The sequence below is a fragment of the Burkholderia sp. YIM B11467 genome (genome assembly GCF_052952715.1).
The window spans coordinates 25,636-48,238 of sequence record NZ_JBQVSQ010000017.1; the positions used below are offsets into that span (position 1 = coordinate 25,636).

General features: G+C 65.0%; 13 protein-coding genes. 8 read left to right on the forward strand and 5 right to left on the reverse strand.

Annotated features, from left to right (window positions below; genetic code table 11):
- Positions 1-67: 67 nt before the first annotated feature.
- The 3 genes from ACTRWB_RS35465 to ACTRWB_RS35475 form a co-directional block, all read right to left on the reverse strand.
- Positions 68-742 carry a TetR family transcriptional regulator gene (locus ACTRWB_RS35465; protein WP_129515795.1) on the reverse strand — a complete coding sequence of 225 codons (675 nt, stop codon included), beginning with the start codon at positions 740-742 and terminating at the stop codon, positions 68-70.
- Between the two features lie 115 nt (positions 743-857).
- The gene (locus ACTRWB_RS35470) at positions 858-2,126 is read right to left on the reverse strand and encodes an NAD(P)/FAD-dependent oxidoreductase (RefSeq protein ID WP_446904616.1); all 1,269 of its coding nucleotides are present in this window, start codon (positions 2,124-2,126) and stop codon (positions 858-860) included.
- 135 nt (positions 2,127-2,261) lie between these two features.
- Positions 2,262-3,842 (reverse strand): amino acid permease, encoded by a 1,581-nt coding sequence (locus tag ACTRWB_RS35475; RefSeq protein WP_446904617.1) that lies wholly within the window; start codon positions 3,840-3,842, stop codon positions 2,262-2,264.
- A 634-nt stretch (positions 3,843-4,476) separates the two neighbouring features.
- On the opposite strand from ACTRWB_RS35475, the gene amaB reads away from it, so the two are divergent.
- The gene (gene amaB, locus ACTRWB_RS35480; RefSeq protein ID WP_048246683.1) at positions 4,477-5,991 is read left to right on the forward strand and encodes an L-piperidine-6-carboxylate dehydrogenase; all 1,515 of its coding nucleotides are present in this window, start codon (positions 4,477-4,479) and stop codon (positions 5,989-5,991) included.
- A 105-nt stretch (positions 5,992-6,096) separates the two neighbouring features.
- Here amaB and ACTRWB_RS35485 read toward each other — a convergent pair whose 3' ends face one another.
- Positions 6,097-8,544 carry a DUF3772 domain-containing protein gene (locus ACTRWB_RS35485; RefSeq protein WP_446904618.1) on the reverse strand — a complete coding sequence of 816 codons (2,448 nt, stop codon included), beginning with the start codon at positions 8,542-8,544 and terminating at the stop codon, positions 6,097-6,099.
- Between the two features lie 468 nt (positions 8,545-9,012).
- Here ACTRWB_RS35485 and ACTRWB_RS35490 point away from each other — a divergent pair, with 468 nt between their 5' ends.
- The 6 genes from ACTRWB_RS35490 (at position 9,013) to ACTRWB_RS35515 (ending at position 20,217) form a co-directional block, all read left to right on the forward strand.
- Positions 9,013-13,650 (forward strand): RHS repeat-associated core domain-containing protein, encoded by a 4,638-nt coding sequence (locus tag ACTRWB_RS35490; RefSeq protein ID WP_446904619.1) that lies wholly within the window; start codon positions 9,013-9,015, stop codon positions 13,648-13,650.
- Between the two features lie 7 nt (positions 13,651-13,657).
- On the forward strand, positions 13,658-14,344 hold the full coding sequence (locus tag ACTRWB_RS35495) for an Imm43 family immunity protein (RefSeq protein WP_446904620.1): 687 nt from the start codon (positions 13,658-13,660) through the stop codon (positions 14,342-14,344).
- Positions 14,345-14,719: 375 nt separating this feature from the next.
- Positions 14,720-16,147, forward strand: a complete 1,428-nt coding sequence (locus tag ACTRWB_RS35500) for an MFS transporter (RefSeq protein ID WP_446904621.1) — start codon at positions 14,720-14,722, stop codon at positions 16,145-16,147.
- Between the two features lie 397 nt (positions 16,148-16,544).
- A complete protein-coding gene (locus tag ACTRWB_RS35505) occupies positions 16,545-17,882 on the forward strand; it encodes a hypothetical protein (RefSeq protein ID WP_446904622.1) in 1,338 nt (445 codons plus the stop codon).
- A 161-nt stretch (positions 17,883-18,043) separates the two neighbouring features.
- Positions 18,044-19,156 carry a porin gene (locus ACTRWB_RS35510; protein ID WP_446904623.1) on the forward strand — a complete coding sequence of 371 codons (1,113 nt, stop codon included), beginning with the start codon at positions 18,044-18,046 and terminating at the stop codon, positions 19,154-19,156.
- An 8-nt stretch (positions 19,157-19,164) separates the two neighbouring features.
- A complete protein-coding gene (locus ACTRWB_RS35515; RefSeq protein ID WP_446904624.1) occupies positions 19,165-20,217 on the forward strand; it encodes a nucleoside hydrolase in 1,053 nt (350 codons plus the stop codon).
- A gap of 25 nt (positions 20,218-20,242) precedes the next feature.
- On the opposite strand, the gene ACTRWB_RS35520 is transcribed toward ACTRWB_RS35515, so the two are convergent.
- Positions 20,243-21,154, reverse strand: a complete 912-nt coding sequence (locus ACTRWB_RS35520; RefSeq protein WP_193099777.1) for a LysR family transcriptional regulator — start codon at positions 21,152-21,154, stop codon at positions 20,243-20,245.
- A 94-nt stretch (positions 21,155-21,248) separates the two neighbouring features.
- Here ACTRWB_RS35520 and ACTRWB_RS35525 point away from each other — a divergent pair, with 94 nt between their 5' ends.
- On the forward strand, positions 21,249-22,598 hold the full coding sequence (locus tag ACTRWB_RS35525; protein ID WP_129515782.1) for an NCS2 family permease: 1,350 nt from the start codon (positions 21,249-21,251) through the stop codon (positions 22,596-22,598).
- Positions 22,599-22,603: the final 5 nt, after the last annotated feature.

A 22,603-nucleotide genomic window follows, 5' to 3' on the forward strand; every position in this document is an offset into this window, starting at 1 on the left:
TGATGCGTGACGGGCACGAAGGTTTCGTGCCCGGTGGGCGCTGCCCGGGAGCTCGGGCAGCCGCCGCTTACGCGGCGACGTAACGCAGCACGGCGTCGGCGATCGTGTCGCGATGCCGCGCGCGCAGGCGCGGCGCCGACGGGTCGCGGCCGAACGCGGCGCCGAACGTGTAGCGGTTCGACACGCGGTGGAAGCAGAACGAGCTGATCAGCAGGTGCAGGTCGAACGCGTCGATGTCCTTGCGGAACGCGCCGCTTGCCGCGCCGCGCTCGACCAGTTCCTCGAGCGTCTTGATGATGCTGACGTTGCGGTTCTTGAATGACTTGAGCTGTTCGAGATACTTCGCGCCGTGGATGTTTTCGATCGACACGAGGCGGACGAAGTCGCGATGCTTGTCGTGATAGTCGAACGTGAATTCGACGAGGCGGCGCATGCCTTCGCGCGGCTCCATGTCGCCGACGTGCAGTTCCTGCTCGAGCGCGCGGATGTCGCCGTACACCTTCTCCAGCACGGCCTCGTACAGGCCTTCCTTGCTTTCGAAGTAGTAATAGAGCATCCGCTTCGTCGTGTTCGTGCGCTCGGCGATCGCGTCGACGCGCGCACCGGCGAGGCCCATCGCGGAAAATTCCTGCGTGGCGACATCGAGGATGTTGCGCTTGGTTTGCTCGGGATCGTATTTGCGGCGCGCTTCGGACGCAAGCGCGCGGCTTTCGGACGTGGCGGCCTTGCTTCCTGCTTTCATGTGATCTTGTTCTGGCTTCGCGGCAGCTTGGACCAGCCATTCTAGCATGTGGGAAATCCGCGTCCGGCCGACCTCCCGCTCTAATCGGCGGGGCCGTTTCGGCCGCCGCGGCTGCTCAGCGGCGGCAGGACGCGAGTGCGTCGCGGGCCTGGTAAGCCGTGTACGTGAGCTGCGCGGCGGCGAGGCCTGCCAGCCCGAACGTGCGCGTGAGCCCGAACGCGGCGAAGCCGTCCGGCACCGGCCGGCCTTCGGCCAGCGCGGCCGCGAGCGCTTCGCCGGCGACCGTGGTCGGCGCCATCCCGTGGCCACCGAACGCGATCGCGTGCCACACGCCGTCCGCGTCGCGGCCGATCTGCGGCATCTTGTGCCGCGCGTAGCTCATCAGCCCGCCCCACGCGTAGTCGACCTTCACGCCTTCGAGTTGCGGATACACGCGCAGCAGGTCGCGCCGCAGCAGGCGCGCGATCGCGTCGGGGCCGCGGTCGAGCACGGAGATCCGGCCGCCCCACAGGATGCGCGTGTCCTTCAGCGGGCGGTAGTAGTCGAATGCGAAACGTGTGTCGTAGATCGCGTACGGCGCGTCGATCGCGTCCGGCAGGCGCGCGCCGAGCGGTTCGGTCGCGATCACGTAGGTCGCGATCGGCAGCACCGCGCGCTCGATGCGCGGCGACACGCCGCGTGCGTAACCGCCGCCGGCGAACACGACGTCCTTCGCGCGCACGGTGCCCTGCGCCGTGCGCACGACGTAGCCGGCGCCTTCGCGCGTGATGCCGAGCGCGGCCGAGCGTTCATACACGCGCGCACCGCCGCGCGATGCGGCCGCCGCGACGCCGAGCACGTACTTGAGCGGATGGAAGTGGAAGGCGTTCGGCTCGAACAGGCCGCCGTAATAGCGCTGCGTCTTCAGCCGTTGGCGCAGCGCGTCCGTCGATACGGGTTCCCAGTCGACGTCGAGTTCGTTTTTCATCAGCGCGCGCACGCTGTCGAGCCGCGACGGATCGTCGAACCAGTTCGCGAGCATCACGCCCTGGTCGACGAGGTCGCAGTCGATTCCGTAGCGCGCGATCCGTGCGCGGATCAGCTCGACCGCGTCGACGGTGAGCCGGTACAGGCGGCGCCCTTCGTCGCGGCCGAGCGTGCGCAGCAGGTCGGCGTTGTCGAGGCTGTAGCCGCCGAACACGAAACCGCCGTTGCGGCCCGATGCACCGAAGCCGACCCGTTCGCTGTCGAGCACGACGACGTCGTGTACGCCGCGCTCGACGAGGCCGAGCGCGGTGCACAGGCCGGCGAGGCCGCCGCCGACGATGCAGACCTGCGTGTCGATCGTGCCGGTCAGTTGCGGGTAGGGCTGGCGGGTAACGGTGGCTTCGTAGAAGTTCTGCATGCGATTCGAGGATTCGTAACGGCGTAAAAACGGACGGCGCGCGTCGATCTTGCCTGAACGCGCGCGCCGCGTCGAATGGGGGTTGTCAGGGCGCCGGCTGCCGTGTTCGGGCGGCGGCCGGCGCGGTGCGTGCCGTCAGGTGCCCGGCGTCGGGTTGGCCGGGCTGGCGACGTAGCCCGCGTAGCCGGTTTCGGCCTGCGGTACCGCTTCGGGCGTCGCGTTGCGTTCGATCCACGGCGCGATCTCCATGTCCTCGTAGCGCACGAGGCGGCATTTGCGCACGATCGCGTAGCCGAGCCAGATCGCGAGGAAGAACGGCAGGCCGATGTAGGTCGCGGCGACGCCGACCCAGTCGATCTTGTCGGTGAGGAACGCCTGGTAGTCCTGGCCGAGCGCGACGATCGCGCACAGCGCGAATGCGAACAGCGGGCCGAACGGGAACCACTTCGACCGGTACGGCAACTGGTCGAGCCGGTAGCCCTGCTTGAGGAAACCCTTGCGGAACCGGTAGTGGCTGACCGCGATGCCGAGCCACGTGATGAAGCCGGCCATGCCCGACGTGTTCAGCAGCCACAGGTAGACCGTCTTGTCGCCGTACAGCGACGTGAGGAAACACAGCGCGCCGACGGCCGTCGTCGCATACAGCGCATTGCGCGGCACGCCGCCGGGCGACAGCTTCGCGAACACCTTCGGCGCACGGCCTTCGACCGCGAGGTTGAAGAGCATCCGCGTCGACGCGTACATGCCCGAGTTGCCGGCCGACAGCACGGCGGTCAGGATCACCGCGTTCATCACGCCGGCCGCGAACGCGAGGCCCGCGTGGCGGAACACGAGCGTGAACGGGCTCACGCCGATGTCGGTCACGTCGCTCTTCAGCAGGCTCGGGTCGGTGTAGGGGATCAGCACGCCGATCACGAAGATCGCGAACACGTAGAACAGCAGGATGCGCCAGAAGATCTGGCTCACCGCGCGCGGAATCGTCGTGCGCGGGTTCTCCGACTCGCCGGCCGCGACGCCGATCATCTCGGTGCCCTGGAACGAGAAGCCCGCGATCATCGCGACGCCGAGCATCGTCGCCCAGCCGCCGACGAACGGCGCGTCACCGAGCGTGAAGTTGCCCCAGCCCGCGCTCGGGCCGCCCTGCATGATCCCGAAGATCATCAGCAGGCCGACGCCGACGAACGCGAGCACCGTCAGCACCTTGATCAGCGCGAACCAGTATTCGGCTTCACCGAAGCCGCGCACCGACAGTGCGTTGAGCGCGAAGATCAGCGTGAGGAACAGCGCGCTCCACCAGACGCCAGGCACATGCGGGAACCAGTAGTTCATCACGAGCTGCCCGGCGACCAGTTCCACAGCCAGCGTCACGGCCCAGCTATACCAGTAGTTCCAGCCGAGCGCGAAACCGAAGCCTTCGTCGACGAACTTCGCGCCGTAGGTCGCGAACGAGCCCGACACGGGCATGAACGCGGCCATTTCGCCGAGGCTCGTCATCAGGAAATAGACCATCAGGCCGATCACCATGTACGCGAGCATCGCGCCGCCGGGGCCGGCCTGCGAGATCGATGCGCCGGACGCGACGAACAGGCCCGTGCCGATCGAGCCGCCGATCGCGATCATCCGCAGATGGCGGGCCTGCAGGCTACGGTGGAGGGATGGCTTCGCGGGCGGCGAGCCGGACGGACGGGACGAATCGGGGCGGGCATCTGAATGCATGGCGGGCGCTGGGCGCTGTCTCCGGAATTGTTTTTCGGTGACGAAGCGCGACGCGGTGCCTGCTGCCGGCCGGGGCAGCGGTGGTGCTTCGCGGGAACGGTCCGGGTGAACCGGGCTGCCACGCGTGTCGCCTTCGTCTGTCGTCCGGCTGCCTGATGGCGGCCGTCGGCGCGCCGGGTGCGCTGCACCTCGACGTCGCACCGATTGTGTGTGCCCGATGCACGGGCCGCAAACGATATTTCCGAACAGGGTGATGCAACTTTGTCATCAACTTGCGTCGCGACGCAGCGCGCCGGGCGGCCCGGCTACCGGCTTTGGACGTGTCCTGAATCAGCGCAGGAACGCATGGATTTGTCCTGCCGAGGTGTTGCGTTTTGGGAATGAAGTCGTGAGTTAATATCAATAGCGGCCTGACTTGTGGCCATCGACAATGTGTTTCATGGATCGTGCCTTGCGAGGCGGGGGCGCGCCGTCCGGCCGGGCTTCCGGCGGCGGCGCAGCGCGATGCGCCGTGCGGCGCACCGGGCCCGTCGAGCTGCGCATCCGCTTGCACAGGGCGCGCGAACGCGCTCCAATCGAATCACGCGGGCGGCGCTGCCGCCGCACCGATCAATCTGTCCCTGAAGAGGAAGTGATGCAATTCAACGACATTCTTGCCGCGCTCGATATCGATCTCGCCCAGTGGAAAGGCAATGCGCTGACCGCGCGTTCGCCGCTCGACGGCGCGACGCTCGCGACGCTGGCCGTCGACACGCCCGCCGACGCCGAGCGCAAGATCGACGCCGCGCACGACGCATTCCTCAAGTGGCGCACGGTGCCGGCACCGGTGCGCGGCGAACTCGTGCGCGTGTTCGGCAACGTGCTGCGCGAGCACAAGGCCGCGCTCGGCCACCTCGTCACGCTCGAGGCCGGCAAGATCACGTCCGAAGGCCTCGGCGAAGTGCAGGAAATGATCGACATCTGCGATTTCGCGGTCGGTCTGTCGCGCCAGCTTTACGGCCTCACGATCGCGTCCGAGCGCCCGGGCCACCGGATGATGGAAACGTGGCACCCGATCGGCGTGTGCGGCGTGATTTCGGCGTTCAACTTCCCGGTCGCGGTGTGGGCATGGAATGCGGCGCTCGCGTTCGTGTGCGGCGATCCGGTCGTGTGGAAGCCGTCGGAAAAGACGCCGCTCACCGCGATTGCATGCCACGTGCTGCTCGGCAAGGCGCTGCGCGAGTTCGACAAGACGCATCCGGGCGTTGCGCCGGAAGGGCTGAGCCAGCTGGTGCTCGGCATGCGCGATGTCGGCGAGGTGCTGACGTCGTCGAAGAAGGTGCCGGTCATCAGCGCGACGGGTAGCGTGCGGATGGGCACGGAAGTCGCGAAGGTGCTGAGCCAGCGTCTCGCGCGCGGCATCCTCGAACTTGGCGGCAACAACGGGATGATCGTCGCGCCGAGCGCCGATCTCGACCTCGTCGTGCGCGCCGTGACGTTCGCGGCGGTCGGCACGGCCGGCCAGCGCTGCACGACGCTGCGCCGCCTGATCGTCCATCGCAGCATCGTCGATCAGCTGCTGCCGCGCATCGAGAAGGCATACACGTCGGTAAAGGTCGGTAGCCCGCTTGAGGAAGGCACGCTCGTCGGCCCGCTGGTCGATCGTGCGTCGTTCGACGCGATGCAGAAGGCGCTGGCCGATGCGCGCGAGCAGGGCGGCGAAGTGAAGGGCGGCGAGCGCGTCGACGTCGGTGGTCACGCGGATGCGTACTACGTGCGTCCGGCCATCGTGCGGATGCCGAAGCAATCGGCGGTGGTCGAGCGCGAAACATTCGCGCCGATCCTGTACGTGATGGTCTACGACAACTTTGAAGACGCGATCGACGTGCACAACGCAGTGCCGCAAGGCCTGTCGTCGGCGATCTTCACGAACGACATGCGCGAGGCCGAGCAATTCATGTCGGCAGCGGGCAGCGACTGCGGGATCGTCAACGTGAACATCGGCACGAGCGGCGCGGAGATCGGCGGCGCGTTCGGCGGCGAGAAGGAAACGGGCGGCGGCCGCGAGTCGGGTTCGGATGCGTGGAAGGCTTATATGCGTCGCGCGACGAATACGATCAACTACAGCCGGCAGCTGCCGCTGGCGCAGGGCGTGAAGTTCGACTTCTGATGCGAGGCGCCTGATCCAGGCGCCACGTGAGAGCGAGAAGGGGGGGTTACCGCGTCGCGGCAACCGGCCCTTCGTTTGTATACGCGGCTGTGATTGGGCGCGGCGTTACGCGTCTCCCACCGCCGGCATATTCTGCACAACCAGCATCTGCGGGCTCGACAGCGTGATTTTCGCCGCGCGCAGTTGCTTCAGAATCTCGAACAGCAGGTCGCTCTTCGTCGAACTCGCGATCCGCGGGCTCGCCACGTAACCCGTCACGCTCAGCGTGATCCCGTCCGGCGTGAGCTGGCTGAACGTCACCGACGGCGCCGGCTTCTCGAGAATCGCCTGATGCGCGCGATACGCGTCGAGCAGCAGGTCACGCACCTGCTCGGGATCGGTGTTCAGCGGGAACGTCAGCACCAGCGTTGCGACGCCCTGCGTGCTGTTGCCCATCGTCACGTTGCGCAGGTTCTGCGAGATCAGTTGCGAATTCGGCACGATCACGGTCGAGCGGTCGCTGAGCTGGATCTCGGTCGCGCGCACGTTGATGCGGCGGATGTCGCCTTCGACACCCGCGATGCTGATCATGTCGCCCACCTTCACCGGACGCTCGGTCAGCAGGATCAGCCCCGACACGAAATTCTTCACGATCTCCTGCAGGCCGAAGCCGATACCCACCGACAACGCACTGACGATCCACGCGAGGTTGTTCCACCTGACACCGAGCAGCCCGAGCGTCATCAGCACGAGCAGCACGTAGCCGACGTTGGTGAACAGCGTGATCAGCGACACGCGCATCCCCGTATCCATGCCGAGCGCGGGCATGAACTCGCCGTCGAGCCAGCGGCGCAGCGAGCGCAGCAGGTAGAAGCCGATTGCGAACCCGATCACGGCGTTCAGGATCCGGTCGGGCATGATGTTCAGGCTCTGCAGCCGCTGGCTGCCGATCATCGCGACCGCGCTGTCGAGCAGGTCGCCCGGCGTCGTGCCGAAGCCGCCCGTCAGTAGCGCGATGGCCGCGATCAGCATCAGCAGGCTCGTGCCGAATCCGGACAGGACCGTGCGGGCCTGGTCGAGGTGCCGGTCTTCGAGTGCGAACAGGTGCTTGATCTGCTGGCCCGTCGACAGGGTCGCGGAGAACAGGCTTTCGCTCGCGTCGCGCGTCAACTGGATCAGGATGTAGGTCGCGCACAGCACGATCTCGAACCACACGAGCTCGTAGGTGATGAAGCGCGCGACCGTGATGTAGCCGATCAGGAGTGCGATCAGCGACACGACGATCGCCAGCGTGACGCCGGCATGGATCAGCCCGGCAAGCGTCGAACGCTCCTCGGGTGCCTCGCCGGCCGCCGCGAGCACGCTGCGCGCGCGGTTCGAGCGCAGCAGCGACGCGCCGACCGTCAGCGCGACGACGAGCGAGACGATGCCGCGGCCGAACAGCGTGACCGACAGGCTGGTGTCGACGATCCGGTTGATCGATTCGAGCGTGCCGGACATCAGCAGCAGCGCGGCCAGGATGCTGGGAAACGGCTTCATCGCGAGTGCGACGGGATCGGCGAGCGCCGGCAGGCGCCACGACGGATGCTTCGTGCAGAGCAGCGCGCGGCCGAGCCCGGCGATCAGTGCGCAGGTCGCGGCAAGCTTCGCGAACTGGTCCCACAGATCGGTCAGCGGCGGCGTGAGCTCGTAGTGGCGCGCGACGGCGAGGTAGAGGATCTGAACCGCAAAGGCGGTTGCCAGGAATGTCGACAGCGCGGTCGACAACGCCAGCGCGCTGCGGCGCAAGCGGGTGGGCGGCAGGCGGTTCAGGCAGATCCACGCGAGCCCGCGCTCGATGAGCCGGCGGCCGCCGAGCCACATCGCGAACGCGGCGATCAGCAGCAGCGTGGTGATCGCCCGTTGTCCGGGCACCCACGACGAGCGCAGCATGTCGCGCAGTTCGTCGTTGAAATCCTCGAGCCGCTGGATGTCATCCGGCGAACGCTGGAACAGCGGCAGCCAGAACTGCGCGCTGAAGATGCCGCCCGAACGGAACGCGAGCTGGTTCTTCAGCAGGCCGCGATGCAGCTTCGCGAACTGTTCGTTCAGGTTCGCGAGGTTGGTCTTCTGGTCGGCGGCCTGCTTCAGTGCCGCATCGATTTGCGTCTTGCGTGCGTTCAGCGTCGCCCGCTGCTTCGCGACGGCCGGCGTTTCCGGTGCGGCGCCCTCGGCAGGCGCCGGGCCGAGCACGTCGAGTTGCGCCTGGATCTGCGCGCGCTGCGGAGCGAGGTCGCTCTGCAGCTTCGCGACATCGGTGCTCAGCTCCTGTGTCGCATCGCCGAGCGCATCCAGCTCCTTGCTGTTGGACGCGGTCGAGGTCTGCTGCTTGATGCGGTCCTGTTCGGCCTGCATCTGCTTGAGCTGCGCGACGGCGTCGTTCAGCGAGATGGCCGGCACGGACGCGTCGGTGCCGCTCGCGCCCGGGGCGGAAGCGGCCGCCGGAAACGCCGACGCGGTCGCGATCGCCGCGAACTGCAGCAGCGCGATCATCACGATCCGGCAGGCGTACGTGGATAGTCGTTGTATGGACATGGAATTCTTACGATTTGCCGACAGTGCCGGTTGCCGAAAGGCGCCCGGAAGCCGGTAGTTGGCCCGGTAGCATGTTACCGGGGTGTGGCGCGAACGATTTCCGAATATGCATCTCGGGCGGTTCGGAATCAGGCACGTGTGGCGGACTGCGGGAAATCCTTGTTCGCCCCGTTTTACCGGGGGCGTGATGACCGAGTCGCGTCGGAAGGGGCGCGTTTTTTGCAGTCTGCGGCGGCTGGCAGCGGGACAGATGGTTACGGGATTTACATAAAGTCGGCGCGAGAGCGAGCCATTTTGAAATGGGGTCCGAGCCCTTGCTGCATGCGCGGGCGGATGGGGACCTTTCATTTTCCCGTCGTCTAATCATCGGTACAATGCCGCGAGTCGCTGGCCGGCCGTCCGAGACACGAGAAGAGGGGAACGGCCGCCGCGCGCCGAAAAACGTATAACGAGAAGAATCCTGAGAGCATGGCTGATCAAAAACTTCCTCCTGGCGCGGAGCACGAACAGGCCACACCGTGGCTGACCGATGTTCATCCGGACGACGTCGTCGCGTCCGGCGAAGGCTTCAACGCATGGCTTATCAGCGTGACGAATGGCTACGTGAACGTCGATCGGCTGGCGACGGTGGCCAGCATGATTCCGATCCTCAACAACCTCATGGCGCTGGCCGATGCCCTCACCGACATCGTCTCGATCATCCGCAAGCGCGGCGGCGAACTGCTCGACTATCTCGGACTGGCGATCAACCTGATCGGCGTGATTCCGTTTCCGCCCGTCCTGGCGCCGATGCGCCTCACGGCACGGCCGCTGCTGGCGCTGATTCGCAACGAACTCCTGATTCACAAGCGCGACATCGGCGCCGCGATCGTGTCGATCGTCGTCACGCACATACAGGCTTCGTGCTCGACCGAGATCGAGGATTTCCTGACGAAGCTGCAGGGCGTGGTCGATGAACTGATCGACAACTGTGCGGCGAAGGCGCAGGAGATCTTCACGGGTCTGGCTGACGGTATCGATGCAGTGGTGGCCGGCAAGCTGTTCGATCCGGCAGAGAACAAACGGAAGGCTGCCGAATACCGGCAGCAGATGAAGAAAAGCGGATGGTTCAGCGCGGATCTGGTGACGGGGGCCTGGGGATATCTGTCCGAGTCCGGGGTGGCGCTCGGCAAGAGCAATGTCAACTCCGCGGGCAGCACGATGGCGGGGCTCGTCCCCGAGCGGTACGTCGCACCGATTCGCCAGTTGGCCGCGTCGTTGCGCACGCTGGCTCCGGTGGTGGTCGGCAAGATCAATGAACTGAAGGGCAGCGACGAAGGCAAGCTGATGTGGCTGCTGCTGAAGCTGATCAATGCGCTGCGGCACAAGCGCGAAGCGATGCGGGCCGGATCGGTCAAATCGCAGGGCACGACGGAAGTCGAGGCCCGGCGGCAGCAGGTACCGCTCGCAGCGACAAAGAAAGAGGCGAAAGCGAAGGGCGCCGGTGTCGATCATTGCGACGAGTGCGGACTTGGGGCATCGGGTGGGTCGATCAGCTATTCGTTCGGTGATGAGACGTTTTCCCATACCGATTTTGAATTGCCGGGTGCCATGCCCGTCGTTTGGATGCGGGTCTACCGGTCCCGGCTGGCCGGATTCGACGCCGGCGAACTGGGCGCGCGCTGGCTGTCGCCGTACATGACGCGTATCGACGTTCGGGGCGGCCAGTGGATCTTCAGCGATGCCACCGGCCGCAATATCGACTATCCGGCGCTCGCGGCAGGTGCTGTTCACGACGACCGCGTGGAAGGCCTGACGCTGAGCCGGCTCGACGACACGTGGGTGACTGTCGCGTATGGGCACAATTTGCTGCACGTCTACGAGAAGTGCGGCGATTCGTTCCGCCTCGCATTGCAGAAGGATCGCGCGGGAAATACGATCGCGCTCGATTACGACGATGCGAATCGTCTGGCGCGGCTCGTCAGCTCGGCTGGTCATACGCTCGCGTTTCGTCACGACAGCCGCGGACGTATCGCAACGATCGAGCAGATCGTCGACGCGAATACGCGCATCACGCTTGCCCAGTACCAGTACGATGAAAACGGCGATCTCGTGCGTGCAGCGGATCGTTACGGGAACGCGCGCCAGTATGCGTACGACCGTCATTTGATTACTCGCTATACGGATCGCACCGGCCGCGGCATGAACCTCGAGTGGGAAGGGGCTGAGCGCGACGACAACACCAATGCGCGGTGCGTGCGCGAATATGCCGATGACGGCAGTCACGACATTCGCCTGATGTGGCATCCGAATATCCGGTTGACCTATGTGACGGATGCGCTCGGCAACGTTACGCGCTACTACTACAACATCCGCGGCTACATGTACCGGGTTGCATATCCGGATGGAACCGAGGAGTGGATGCGGCGCGACCAGGACAACAACCTAGTGATGCATGTTCATCGCGACGGCGGCATCGAGGAGATGGAGTACGACGCGCGCGGGAACATGACGAAGCATGTTCGCGTCGGTGGGGCGGTTGCCGAGATGGGCTACGACGAGCGCGATCAACTCGTTCGGCTCAAGGATCCCGAGGGGTACGTCTGGGAGCGTTCGTACGACGACGCAGGTAATCTGGTGGTGCAGAAGGACCCGCTCGGGCATGAGACGAAGTACGCGTACAACGCCAGCGGCATGCCGATCAAGATGGTCGACGCCAAGGGCGGCACGAAGTCGCTCGTCTACGACGAAGCCGGGCAATTGCTTCAGTACACCGACTGTTCGGGCAAGGCGACGAAGTGGCGCTATGACGGCGACGGGAGACTCGTGCAGTCGATCGATGCGGCGGGCATTGCCACGGTTTACCAATATGGCAAGAATGGGGCGGTCAGCGAAATCTCGTCTCCAGCAGGCATTTATCGATACACGCATGATGCCGAAGGCCGTCTGCTGTCCCATACCGATCCGATGGAGCGCGTTACGCGTTTTTCTTACGACGTCGCTGGGCGCGTGGCAAGCCGCGTCGACGCGCTCGGATACACGCTCGCTTACCGTTACGACCGCCTCGGTCGTTTGACTGCATTGACCGATGCGAATCGCGCGACCTATCAATTTCACTATGATCCAGCCGGGCGGTTGCTGGAAGAGATCGGTTTCGACGGCAAGCGGACGACATACGGATACAACGAGGGCACGCTGCAGCCGGTGAAGATCGACGAGGGCGGGCAGGTGACCGAACTCGAATTCGATCAGGCCGGCCGCATCGTATGCCGGGCATCGGGCGCGAGCAAAGAGAGATTCGCGTACGACGCCAGTGGGCGACTCATCGAGGCGCGCAACAGTCACAGCCTGATACAGATGTTCTTCGATCCGGTCGGGAACCTGGTGCGCGAACATCATGCTTACCGGTTGTTCGGTGAGTCGCGCAGCTACCTATGGCATCACGAATTCGATGAAATCGGCACGCAGGTCAAGACCGTCCGCCCCGATGGTCACGCGCTGGACTGGCTGATCTACGGTTCAGGTCACGTGCACGGGCTCATGCTCGATGGCGAGGAGCGAATTCAGTTCGAGCGAGACGATCTGCACCGCGAAACTGGGCGGACACTGTCGAGCAAGGTGGCGCAGCAGACGCAATATGATCCGGCCGGTCGAGTCACCCGGCAGGCCGTTCGGCGATCGAATGCGCCGGCCGCGTTGGCCGAGCGTCGGTATCGGTACGATGCCGTGGGGCAGCTCGAGCATATCGAAGACAGCCGCAAGGGGCTGGTCAACTATCGTTATGACCCTGTTGGTCGGCTCATCGCGGCGATCGGGCCGCTTGGTACAGAGACTTTCGCCTTTGACCCGGCAAGCAACATCATTGATCACGGCAGTCCCCGGCACGCACGTACTTCGGGACCGGTTAAAGCAAGCCCGGTGGTGCCGGACAGCGTGGACAGCACGCTGCCGCGGGAAGTACCGCGAGTGCTCGGGAATCTGTTGAAGGAATATGCGGGCACCCACTTCGAATACGACGCGCGGGGGAATCTGATTGGGAAACGTTCCCCGTCAGGTCGGCAGGAATACGAGTGGGACGGATTCAACCGGTTGAGCGTGGCGCGTGTCGAGGAGACTGTGCGGCAGCATGAGGCCCGGTATTTTTACGATCCGTTCGGGCGCCGGATCGGCAAGGACGTGGACGGCGTGCGGACGGTGTTCGGTTGGGACGGTGACCAGCTTGCCTACGAAAGCGGCGAAGCCGGTGCGACGCAGTACGTGTACGAGCCGAAGTCGTTCGTTCCGCTTGCCCAATATGTGACGGCGCAACCGGTTGCCGGGATTCAGACGCCGGTGTGGCAGGAGGGCGAGCCGTATGAGCCGGAGAAGGATCCGCTGCAACGTATGCCGGAAAGACAGTCGGACGCGCATTTGTTTTACTACCACTGTGACCAGATCGGTACGCCGTTGCTGATGACGGACGATGTGGGAGAGGTGGTATGGGAGGCGTCGTATCGAGCCTGGGGCGAAGCGCGGGAGGTGATTGCGCGGGTATCGAAGTCGGCGGGTGTGGAGCCGAGGAACCCGATTCGGTTTCAGGGGCAGCAGGAGGATGCCGAGACGGGGCTGAGGTATAACCGCAACCGATACTATGATCAGGAGACTGGGCGGTTCATCAGCGAGGATCCGATTGGCCTTGCAGGTGGCATCAACCCTTTCCAATACGCACCCAATCCTATCCAGTGGGCCGATCCCCGAGGACTATGTAGTTCTACCTTGAATCGCAATCTGAGTGGAGTGACCGGCGATCACATGCAGGCGCATCATTTGATTCCGGAGGAAATATGGGGGAAGCATCAGGCATTTTTCGACGACATTGGGATGAAGGGAAAGCGTGACTCCAAAGAGAACGGTTTGCTCATGCCTGATAGTGAACAAAAAGCCAAATCGATGAAGCGAAAATTTTATCACTGTGGTCCTCATACAATATATTCAGCCGGAGTCAACTTGCAGGTTGATCGTATCGAATCTGCGTTCAAGCGCGGTGCTATTGATGCGGCACAGGCGCGCGATAAAATTTCTCAGTTGCAAAATGCAAGCCGGATTTTGTTGATGTCGCCGGGTGCGACCCCGGTTCGCCTAACTTGAGGTTGATATGTCAAGCTATTACGCATTACTCGAAAAGAAAGAGCGCGGTTGTCCGGTTGGCGCGATGCAGGGAGTTGTTTACGACAAGTTCGTTGAAAATGTGCTTGATCTGAATTACGGCGAGAAGCCTTGGTACAACTATCGGGATTTACCGGGGGAAATGTTCTCGGGTGAAATGTTTCTGATATCTCGTGACAAGCTCATTTCTTACGATATCAGGTCAAGTGGGGGCGATTCGAAGTTTCACATTGTCAGTCAAGGTTTTTTGGAGATCTTGATTGATTTCTCTGTTCCCATCCAGGAGAGTCGGCCCATAGCTATCGTCGATTCGAAAGGGAGGGATATTTCAGAAAAAAAATATCACATAATATCATTCGGATCTGATATCTATAAGGAGGATGTGCTGGATAAATCTTCGATAGTTGGGTTGAATGAATTCGGGGACCGTTTTATAGTTGGGTCGGTTGATTTTAAGGGTGGGTTCAAATCTGATTTCTTTAAGATAAAGAATTTGGATTTGGCGCAAAGTGCAATATTCTGTTCCGAAGAGTTTGTTCGGGAGGCAGTAAAGAGAAAGGTTGTTGCGGGTGTCGAATTCAGAGGAATCGAAGAGGTTGATTGGGCGTCCGTGTCTCCGGACAATTTACTGGGGTTCTTGGCGGGTGATAGCGAACCTTTGCTTTTCATTCACTAATCCTCGACCCAAGGGGTTACGACGTGATCGCGTGTGCTTGTTCCCAATCAGCTGGCAGGAGAGCCCGCCTCGCCTGCCGGCTGATCTGCTCCAAGGACTTTCGCGACGAGGCTCTCAGGCGTGGCATCAAGGGAGTCGAGTTTCTGGATGCGGAGAGCGTCGACTGGCCAGCGGCGAAGCCTGTTTGACGTTTTGCGCTGTTTGCCAGCCGTAGCGGAGCCAACTCGATCGCAGCCGCTGCTACGCATTCTGCCGTACCACAGCGCATCAACCGATTGATGTGCTCAGGCCCACGCCTCGCTAAAATGCGCGAAGCCGCTCGCCAACTCCCCGCTGGTAGCGCCAAGACAATCAAGAATCCGGAGACTCGCCGCCATGGCATCCACCCAGCCCGACCCGCTCGCCGCAGCGGGCGCCTCCCGCCCTGCGGCGATCGACCCCGGCTCCATCTCGGCCCGCCTCGACCGTCTGCCACCCACCCGCACCGTCTGGAAGCTCGTCATCCTGCTGAGCCTCGGCTTCTTCTTCGAACTCTACGATCTGCTCTACAGCGGCTACGTCGCGCCCGGCCTCGTGAAAAGCGGCATCCTGTCGGCGACGACGCACGGCCTGTTCGGCACCACCGGCGTCGCGAGCTTCATCGCCGCGCTGTTCTCCGGGCTGTTCATCGGGACGATTGCATGCGGCTTCCTCGCCGACCGCTTCGGCCGCCGTGCGATCTTCACGTGGTCGCTGCTGTGGTACACGGCCGCCAACGTCGTGATGGCGTTCCAGGACACCGCGGCCGGGCTGAACTTCTGGCGCTTCGTCGTCGGGCTCGGCCTCGGCGTCGAGATGGTGACGATCGGCACGTACATCTCCGAGCTCGTGCCGAAGCAGATCCGCGGCCGCGCATTCGCGTGCGAGCAGGCGGTCGGGTTCGTCGCGGTGCCGGTGGTCGCGTTCCTGGCTTACCTGCTCGTGCCGTACGCGCCGTTCGGTCTCGACGGCTGGCGTTGGGTCGTGCTGATCGGCGCGCACGGCGCGCTCTTCGTCTGGTGGATTCGCCGCGAACTGCCGGAAAGCCCGCGCTGGCTCGCGCAGCAGGGCCGGGTCGACGAAGCCGATCGCATCATGCGCGCGCTCGAGGCGAAGGTCGAAGCCGAATACGGGCGGCCGCTGCCGCCGCCCGCACCCGCCGAGCCCGTGCCGCCGCGCGGCAGCTTCCGCGACATGTGGGTGCCGCCGTATCGCAGCCGCACGATCATGATGACGATCTTCAACGTGTTCCAGACGGTCGGCTTCTACGGCTTCGCGAACTGGGTGCCGACGTTGCTGATCAAGCAAGGCATCACGATCACGTCGAGCCTGATGTATTCGAGCGTGATCGCGCTCGCGGCGCCGATCGGCCCGCTGATCGGCCTCTTGATCGCCGACCGCTTCGAGCGCAAGTCGGTGATCGTCGCGATGGCGGCGGCGATCGTCGTCTGCGGGCTGCTGTTCAGCCAGACGACGGTGGGCGCATTCCTGATCGTGCTCGGCATCGGCCTCACGCTCGCGAGCAACATCATGTCGTACAGCTTCCACGCGTATCAGGCCGAACTGTTCCCGACGTCGATCCGCGCACGGGCCGTCGGCTTCGTCTATTCGTGGAGCCGCTTCTCGGCGATCTTCTCGTCGTTCGCGATCGCGGCCGTGCTGAAGGGCTTCGGCACCTTCGGCGTGTTCGCGTTCATCGCAGGCGCGATGGCGATCGTGATGGCCGCGATCGGGCTCATGGGGCCGCGCACGAAGGGCATCGCGCTCGAAACCATCTCCAGGTAGTCGATGGCTGTACACGCGTGTCGCAGGGTTCGTGCGGCACGCGTGCGATGCGATCGCACGGAGCAAAAGCTGCATCGAAAATGATTTGGGATGCGAATCGATTCGGTGAGAACATCGCTTCGTCATGAAACATACAAGTCCACGGCTCGCATCCCGTCACACGCCAGAAGCGCCCAACAAACAAGATTGCCACGCAACGACAAAGCGAGCGGCAACGAGTTGAAACAAAGCGTGACGAAGCGCAAATCCACCGGAAAGCCACGGCTTTCACCGCTGCAGATTATTGCCCGGACGCGTAAAATGAAAGGCCTGACGACTCATTAGCCGCCATTGGACCGCACGCGTTGCATCAGCGAACGGCTCCGCCGCGAAGAGGCGTCGGCGCCGGGCGCACGCGATGCGCCGGACGTGTCGATGGCTCGCGCGGAAGATGCGCCGTTCGCAACAGCAACATGCGACGGCCGGATCGGCCGATGGCTTCGAACGTATGATGCTTTCCAATCTGACGCGGCAATTTGCGAAGCCGCGTTGCCTGACCCGCGCAGTCGCCATGTATGTTTGGCTCGCTGTCGCACTGCCAATCTCCGTTCTCGCTGGGCGGCCTGCCCTTGCCGCGTCCGACGTACCGTCGTCCGCTGCTACGTCATCCTCAGCAGTCGCGCCGTCCGCGCCTGCAGCTTCCCGTGTGCATCCGGCGTCACCCGCGCATGCATCGTCGGCCGCATCGGCCGCGCAGCCCGCGCCCGCGGCATCGCATGCGCATCATGCGGGGCCCGCCAGCGCGGCATCGGGCGCGTCGGTGGCTTCTGCCGCGTCCACCGCAGCGCCTGAGTCGGCGGCTTCTGCCGCATCCGCCGCAGAGCCTGCGTCGGCCGCGTCCGCCGTACCGGCCAGCGAGGCCGAGGCACCCGCGCCAACCCCGCCACGCCGGCATCCGCCGCTGTCGGCCGAGGAAGCGAAAAACGCGACAGCACGCGCGATCGACATGCGCAAGCGCTTCACGCAGGAAGTCACGCGGCGCCTGAACGTGCCCATGAGCGAGCAGCGCGCATACGGCGCACGGCTCCAGAAGGCGCTCGCCGACGCGGATCTCGGCGACCTGGCCGGCGAATACGTCGCGATGGTCGACCGCTCGTCGAACGTGCAGGCGCTTTTCATCTACTTCCGCGCGACGCCGGCCAATGCGTGGCTGATGATCGGCGCATCGCCGGTCGGCACCGGGCTGCCGGGCAAGTACGACCATTTCCTGACGCCGCTCGGGGTGTTCCATCACTCGCCCGACAACATGGATTTCCGCGCGGAAGGCACGACGAACGAGAACGGCATTCGCGGCTACGGCCACCGCGACATGCGCATCTACGACTTCGGCTGGGAAGACGGCGAACGTGGCTGGGGCAAGGGCGGCGTGTCGCCGATGCGCTTCCAGATGCATGCGACCGACCCCGACCGCCTCGAATCGCTGCTCGGCATCCGGCACTCGAAGGGGTGCGTGCGGATTCCTGCGTCGCTGAACACGTTCTTCGACCGGCACGGGCTGCTCGACGACGACTACCAGGCGCGCGTCGAAGCCGGCAAGTCGCTGTGGGTGCTGCGTCGCGATCGCGACATCACGCCGATCGCGGGTCGCTATCTGGTCGTGATCGACAGCGCACGCAAGACCCGCCCGGCCTGGTCGCCGATGCCGGGACGCAAGGCGTGGTCGAAGCTGCCGAGGGGCGGCGATACGGCGGACTGACGGCTGGTCCGCCGGGGGCGGGAGGTGCAAGGATGAGAATAAATCCGTTTTATTGATACATAAGAAAAGCAAACTTTTATTATCCGAGCCGGGTTCGTATAGTCGAGTCCAGTTTCGCGGAACCCTGCCGCGCCTGGACCACCACCGATCACACGACCCGCATGAACACTCTCTACAAGCTCGCCCCGCTCGCGATGCTCGGCGCCTTCGCGACCCATGCCTGTGCGCAAAGCAGCATCACGCTGTACGGGCTCATCTCGGCCGGCGTCGGGTTCGCGACCAACCAGGGCGGCAAGAATGCCTGGCAGGCGCTGTCCGGCACGAACCAGAACCCGCGCTGGGGGCTGAAGGGCAAGGAGGATCTCGGGCAGGGGCTGTCCGCGATCTTCCAGCTCGAGAACGGCTTCAACGTGATGACGGGCACGGCCGCGCAGAACGGCCGCGAATTCGGGCGCATGGCCTACGTCGGCCTCGCCGACCGCACCTACGGCTCGCTGACGTTCGGCCGCCAGTACGACGCGATCCACGACTACATCGGGCCCGTGATCATCGCGAGCAACGGCGTGAACATCGGCGACAACGACAACGGCTACAACGACATCCGCGTGCAGAACTCGGTGAAGTACGTGAGCCCCGTCTATTACGGCCTGAAGTTCACCGCGCTGTACGGCTTCAGCAACGCGACGGGCTTCGCGAACAACAGCGCATACAGCTTCGGGCTCGGCTACGAGCAGGGCCCGCTGCGCTGGAGCGCGGTCTATGCGCAGTACAACCATCCGTACAGCGGCACGAACCAGGACGGCGCGATCGCGAACGACTATGCGTCGCCGCTGCTGATCTTCAGCAAGAGCGCGATGTCGCCGGCGGCGTACGCGAGCCGGCAGCGGATCGCGGGCAACGGCGGCTTCTACACGATCGGCCGCGCGCAGTTCGCGGCGATGTTTACCGACGTACGCTACGATTACCTCGACAATTCGCACCTGCACCTGCAGAACCTCGGCGTGAACGTCGTCTACACGATGACGCCGCAGCTCTTTCTCGGCGCCGCGTATGCGTTCACGAACGGCAAGTACGACGTGATCGACAAGCGTCCGAAATGGCACCAGGTGAACCTGCAGGCCGATTACTTCCTGTCGAAACGCACCGACGTCGCGCTGACGGTGATCGCGCAGCAGGCGGCCGGCGACGCGGACCATGCGCAGATCTTCGCGTACGCGCGCTCGACCAGCACGCGCCAGATGATGGCGACGCTCGGCGTCCGGCACGTTTTCTGAACCCGACAATGACCCACCCGATCGCATCCCGCCGCACCTTCCTGAAACTGTCCGCCGCGCTGGCCGGCACCGCACTGCTGCCCGAAACGGGCGCGTTCGCGGCCGGCGGCGACACCGCGCGCCGCACGGTGATCATCGATACCGACCCGGGGCAGGACGACGCTATCGCGATCCTGTTCGCACTCGGCGCGCAGGACCGGCTCGACGTCCGCGCGCTGACCGCCGTCGCGGGCAACGTGCCGCTCGACCTGACCGAGCGCAATGCGCGGATCATCCGCGACTGGGCCGGCCGCACGAAAACGCTGCCCGTTTATGCGGGCTGCCCGCGCCCGCTCGCGCGTGAACTCGTGACGGCGGCGAACGTGCACGGCAAGACCGGGCTCGAAGGCGTCGAACTGCATGAGCCGCGCGCGCCGCTCGCGACCGGTCACGCGGTGTCGTACCTCGTCGATACGCTGAGCCGCGCCGCGCCGAACAGCGTGACGCTGTGCGCGCTCGGCCCGCTGACGAACATCGCGACCGCGCTGATCGAAGCGCCGCAGATTCGCGGCGCGCTGCGCGAAATCGTGCTGATGGGCGGCGCGTTCTTCGAGCGCGGCAACATCACGCCGGCCGCCGAGTTCAACATCTACGTCGATCCGCAGGCGGCCGACGTGGTGTTCGGCAGCGGCGTGCCGATCGTCGTGCTGCCACGCGACGTCGCGGTGAAGGCGCAGATCACGCCGGCGCGCGTCGCGCCGTTCCGCGCGCTCGGCAACCGCTGCGGCGCGATCGTCGCGGACATCATGACGGCCGAGCTGGCATACAACAAGAAGCGGCGCGGCGTCGACGACGGGCCGATGTACGACCCGACCGCGGTCGGTTATCTCGTCGATCCGACGATGTTCGGCGGACGCAAGGTGAACGTGGTGGTCGAGACGAGCGGGCAGTGGACGCTCGGCGAGACGATCGTCGACTGGAACGGCCGCAGCGGCCGCGCGGCGAATGCCACGTGGATCAACGAGGTTGATGCGGACCGCTTCTACGCGACGCTCGTCGAGCGCATCGCGAAGCTGCCCTGAGCGCGACGTCGCGCGGCGAACGGAATCAGATGTGCTTCGCGATCCACTCGCGGCACGCGCGCACGTGCGGGCCGCGATCGTCGCCGGCGAGCGAGATCAGCGAGATCGCGCGCGTGACGCGCGGTTTGTCGACGCGCAGCGCGACGAGTTCGGGATCGTGCAGATGCATCGTGTAGAGGCTCGGCAGCACGGCGGTCGCGAGGCCGTTGCGTGCGAGCGCGTAGAGCGGCTCGGTGTATTCCATCCGGTACGTGACGTTCAGGCGCAGCTTCTCGGCGCCGCCGGTGCGATGCAGCGATTCGCTGACGCTGCCGCGCACGAACACGGCCAGTTCGCGATCGACGAGCTTCGCCCACGTGACGCTCTTCGCGCGGGCGAGCGGATCGTCGTGCCGCACGACGATCACGATCTCGTCCTCGAAGAGCTGCCGGTAGCGCAGCGTGCCGTCGTCGCTGTCCGGTTCGCGCACGCCGATGCCGAGATCCGCGACGCTGTCGCGCACCGCTTCGACGAGCGCGCTGTTCGGCAGGTCGGTAAGCGTGAAGCGCAGCGTCGGGTGTGCGCCGCGCAGCGCGTTGAGCGCGGGCAAGAGGCGGCCCGCGACCGACGGGATGAACGCGATCCGCACGGTCTGGATGCGTTCGCCGATCAGCCGCGTCATGTCGTCGAAGGTGCCGCGCGCCTGGTTGAGCAGCCGTTCGGCGAGCGGCAGCACGGCTTCGCCGGCGGTCGTCAGCGTGAGCCGGTGCGCGGAACGCGCGAACAGGCGCCCGCCGAGCAGGAATTCGATCTGGCGGATCGACGCGGTGAGCGCGGGCTGCGTGAGCGACAGCGCCTGCGCGGCCTGCGTGAAGCTGCGTGCATGCGCGAGCACGACGAAGTGCTGGACCTGCCGCAGCGTGAGCGCGGGCAGCAGCGACGAGCGGTCTGACGACATCGGGCAATAACGGTCGGGAAGCGGTACGCGGCAGTATAAGACCGCGCTGCGCGAACCGACACAGGACAATATTCGGAATCACAGGAGAACCACCATGTCAGCGACTGACACGATGCCGGCGCGAGCGCCGGCCAACTGGCTCGAACGCCGCTTCGCGCTCGCCGCGCGCGGCACGAGCGTGCGCACCGAGACGATCGCGGGCGTCACGTCGTTTCTCGCGGCCGCGTACCTGCTCGTCGTGATCCCGTCGCTGCTCGCGACGGGCGGCATGGAGCGCGGCGCGGCGACGACCGCGACGATCATCGTGTTCGTGCTGTTCACGACGCTGATGGGGCTCTATGCGAACCTGCCGTTCCTCGTCGGCCCCGGCATCGGCGGTTCGGTGATCATCGGCGTGACGCTTGCGACGACGGAACACGTCGGCTGGCAGACGGGCCTCGGCATCGCGTGCGTGTCGGGCGTGCTGTTCTTCCTGCTGACGATCCTCGGTGCGCGCGGCGTCGTGGTGCGGCTGATTCCGGTGCAGATCAAGCTCGGGCTCGGCGCGTCGATCGGGCTGTTCGTGACGATGCTCGGGCTGCGCAACGCGGGGATGGTCGTCGCGAACGCGAAGACCAACGCGTTCGCGCTCGGCGACTTCTCGCGACCGGGCGCACTCGTCGCGCTGATCGGCCTGGCGGTCGCGATCGTGCTGCAGGCGCGCAAGGTGCCTGGCGCGATCCTGATCGCGATTCTCGTCGCGGCCGCGGCCGGCGTGCCGCTCGGCGTCACGCACCTGCCCGCGTCGTTCGTGTCGCTGCCGCACAGCATCGCGCCGATCGCGTTCAAGCTCGACCTGCGCAGCGCGTTGAGCCTGGCGGCCGCGCCGTACCTGTTCGCATTCTTCGCGGCGGAATTCTTCTCGACGCTCGGCACCGCACTGGCGGTCGGCGCGAAGGCGAACCTGCTCGACGAACAGGGGAACTTGCCGAACATCAACCGGCCGTTCCTCGTCGATTCGCTGGCTGCGACGCTCGGGCCCGTGCTCGGCATCCCCGCGCTGACCGCGCTGATCGAATCGGCGGCGGGCGTCGAGGCCGGCGGCCGCAGCGGGCTGTCGTCGCTGGCGGCGGCCGTGCTGTTCGCCGCGATGCTGCTGTTCGTGCCGGTCGCGCTCGCGATCCCGAAGGAGGCCACCGCGCCGGCACTGATCCTGATCGGGCTGTCGATGTTCGCGACGATCCGTCATACGCATTTCGACGACTTCACCGATGCGCTGCCCGTGATGTCGATGGTGCTGCTCACGCTGATGTCGAACAGCTTCGGCACCGGCATTGCGGGCGGGCTGCTGTGCTACGTGCTCGTCAAGCTGCTGGCCGGCCGCTGGCGCGACGTGTCGTGGGGGCTCGTCGTGCTCGCGATTCCGCTCGGCTATTACTTCTGGACCGTCGTGAAGCCGCACTGAGAGAC

Bases quoted from the DNA above. Each gene is read 5' to 3' on its own strand.
- ACTRWB_RS35485 (WP_446904618.1), bottom strand. From the start codon at position 8,544: ATGTCCATACAACGACTATCCACGTACGCCTGCCGGATCGTGATGATC.
- ACTRWB_RS35500 (WP_446904621.1), top strand. From the start codon at position 14,720: ATGGCATCCACCCAGCCCGACCCGCTCGCCGCAGCGGGCGCCTCCCGC.
- ACTRWB_RS35510 (WP_446904623.1), top strand. From the start codon at position 18,044: ATGAACACTCTCTACAAGCTCGCCCCGCTCGCGATGCTCGGCGCCTTC.
- ACTRWB_RS35490 (WP_446904619.1), top strand. From the start codon at position 9,013: ATGGCTGATCAAAAACTTCCTCCTGGCGCGGAGCACGAACAGGCCACA.
- amaB (WP_048246683.1), top strand. From the start codon at position 4,477: ATGCAATTCAACGACATTCTTGCCGCGCTCGATATCGATCTCGCCCAG.
- ACTRWB_RS35475 (WP_446904617.1), bottom strand. From the start codon at position 3,842: ATGCATTCAGATGCCCGCCCCGATTCGTCCCGTCCGTCCGGCTCGCCG.
- ACTRWB_RS35505 (WP_446904622.1), top strand. From the start codon at position 16,545: ATGCGCCGGACGTGTCGATGGCTCGCGCGGAAGATGCGCCGTTCGCAA.
- ACTRWB_RS35525 (WP_129515782.1), top strand. From the start codon at position 21,249: ATGTCAGCGACTGACACGATGCCGGCGCGAGCGCCGGCCAACTGGCTC.
- ACTRWB_RS35465 (WP_129515795.1), bottom strand. From the start codon at position 742: ATGAAAGCAGGAAGCAAGGCCGCCACGTCCGAAAGCCGCGCGCTTGCG.
- ACTRWB_RS35495 (WP_446904620.1), top strand. From the start codon at position 13,658: ATGTCAAGCTATTACGCATTACTCGAAAAGAAAGAGCGCGGTTGTCCG.
- ACTRWB_RS35470 (WP_446904616.1), bottom strand. From the start codon at position 2,126: ATGCAGAACTTCTACGAAGCCACCGTTACCCGCCAGCCCTACCCGCAA.
- ACTRWB_RS35515 (WP_446904624.1), top strand. From the start codon at position 19,165: ATGACCCACCCGATCGCATCCCGCCGCACCTTCCTGAAACTGTCCGCC.
- ACTRWB_RS35520 (WP_193099777.1), bottom strand. From the start codon at position 21,154: ATGTCGTCAGACCGCTCGTCGCTGCTGCCCGCGCTCACGCTGCGGCAG.